The sequence below is a fragment of the Bartonella tribocorum genome (assembly GCF_002778015.1).
Lineage (GTDB): Bacteria > Pseudomonadota > Alphaproteobacteria > Rhizobiales > Rhizobiaceae > Bartonella > Bartonella tribocorum_B.
This window is the reverse complement of record NZ_NJPP01000074.1, coordinates 1-1,321: the sequence shown is the minus strand read 5'-3', so window position 1 is coordinate 1,321 and position 1,321 is coordinate 1. Positions and strand designations below refer to the sequence as shown.

The following is a 1,321-nucleotide window of genomic DNA, read 5'->3' as shown; positions in this document are numbered from 1 at the left end:
AGATAATATTCTTCACGATAAACAAAAAGCACAATATCGGCATCTTGTTCAATGGAACCTGATTCTCGTAGATCTGCAAGCTGTGGACGTTTATCTGTTCGGTTTTCAACTTGGCGTGATAATTGTGAAAGAGCAATGATGGGAATATTAAGTTCTTTGGCCAAAGCTTTAAGCCCCATGGTAATCGCTGTCATTTCTTGAACGCGGTTTTCTGAAGAACGCTTTGAACCGCTTGTCATGAGCTGGATATAATCGATAATCAAAACATCTAGACCATGTTGTCGTTTGAGACGCCTTGCACGGGCGGCTAATTGGGCAAGGGATATCCCCCCGTTTGATCGATGTAAAGGGGTGCGGTTTGTAACTGATGCGTTGTATGGATAATTTTTGCAAATTGCGCTTCTGAGAGATTTCCTCGTCGAATATCAGAGGAAGAGACCTCTGTTTGTTCAGAGATAATGCGGGTTGCAAGCTGTTCGGATGACATTTCTAATGAGAAAAAGCCAATAATCCCTCCTTCATTTTGTTGTGTATTGGTATCACGCTTGCAAGCATTGGCAATGTTAAAGGCAATGTTGGCCGCTAGTGCGGTTTTTCCCATACTAGGGCACCCCGCTAGAATAATCAAATCGGATGGCTGCAACCCTCCCATTTTTTCATCCAAAGTGTTTATATGGGTCGCTAACCCAGAAAGCTGTGAGGAACGCTTTTTGGCAGCACTTGCCATGTCCAGTGCTTTTGCAATGGCTGTATCAAAGTTTTCAAACCCACCCCCATATTTGCCTTTGTCGGCGAGTTCAAACAATTGATGTTCAAYMRTTTCAATTTGTTGTGTTGGTGTAARCTCTAAGGGAGCCTCAAAGGCTGTATTGACAACTTGATTGCCAAGATTAATCAAAGAGCGTCGAATAAAAAGATCATAGATAACCCGTCCATAATCTTCAGCATTAATGATTGTCACCGCTTCTTTGGCTAAACGAACAACGTAATGGAAGATGGTGATATCGCCAATTGTTTCTTCTGCTGGAATAAAGGATTTAAGGGTAACAGGGTTTGCAACTTTACCTTTTTTGATCATATGCAAAACAGCAGAAAAGATTTTTTGATGAAGAGTTTCAAAAAAATGTTCTGCTTTGAGAAAATCAGAAACTCTATCAAGTGCATCATTATTAATCAGAATTGCTCCAAGCAATGCTTGTTCGGCTTCTATATTATGCGGGAGTTGGCGAACAGAAGGGGGGAAGCAGTCTTTTGAATTGTCCATTTTTAGTTGGGTTCCTTTTCCCCTGTTTTATTTTTTATTTCCCTCGATCGGTGCCTC

At 41.2% G+C, this 1,321-nt stretch carries 1 pseudogene; it reads right to left on the bottom strand.

Going from position 1 to position 1,321, the window contains the following annotated elements:
* Positions 1-1,264: pseudogene (locus tag CEV08_RS09185) on the bottom strand (replicative DNA helicase); the annotation flags it as partial.
* Between the last annotated feature and the right edge of the window lie 57 nt (positions 1,265-1,321).